The organism is Campylobacter majalis (genome assembly GCF_905120465.1).
GTDB classification, from domain to species: Bacteria; Campylobacterota; Campylobacteria; order Campylobacterales; family Campylobacteraceae; genus Campylobacter_A; species Campylobacter_A majalis.
The window spans coordinates 1-673 of the sequence record NZ_CAJHOF010000057.1 but is presented as its reverse complement, the minus strand read 5'-3'; the positions used below and the strand labels follow the sequence as shown (position 1 = coordinate 673).

General features: G+C 35.4%; 1 protein-coding gene. It reads right to left on the bottom strand.

Annotated elements, in window-relative coordinates; all coding sequences use genetic code 11:
• Positions 1-673 (bottom strand): DUF4910 domain-containing protein (locus LQU93_RS09915; RefSeq protein WP_229933723.1); only part of this gene is annotated, 673 nt, incomplete at both ends.

The window sequence follows — 673 nt, the reverse complement described above, 5'->3', positions numbered from 1 at the left end:
TTATTAACCCATTTTCTAAAAGTTTTTGCACTACATTTTCAAGCTCATATGCTTTTATATTAAGTCTATTGGCGATATCTATACAGTCTCGTTTGCCATCACATAGGGCTAGAAATTTACGGTAGTAATATGTGCTTTTATCATTTGTCGTTGTGCTAAGAGTAGGGTAAAGCCCTCTTTTGCCAAGGTTTGGCTCACAAAAGATAGTGTTTTTATAAACGGCATTTATTTCAAGTGTTTTTATAATCTCACACATTGCATTTAAAGAGCCTTCTAAGCCTTTTTGTGAGATAAAGTTTAAATCATCCTTGCTTGTATGATAGCTCTCATACTCGCCGTATTTGCTTCTACAAATTCCACAAACTGGCAAGTTTATCAGTGGGGAGCAGTATTGTCTCTCGTCACTTCCACTATCTAAAAAATCATACTCTTTAAAATTTGTCTTATCTTTTAGCACATGCATGGCTGCTTTATCTGCTAGAGTGTTGGCGTTTGGTGTATGAATTAGTGAGTAGGCTAAATCATCTCCAACGCAAGAGAGATTAAACCCAGCTTTTACATGTTTTTGAAGGTGTGTTAAATTTCGCGATAGATATATTATTGAGCCAATTGTCTCAGGGATAAAAACAAAGCGGTAGTTATATTTAAGTTTTACTCTCTCTCTCTCTCTCTC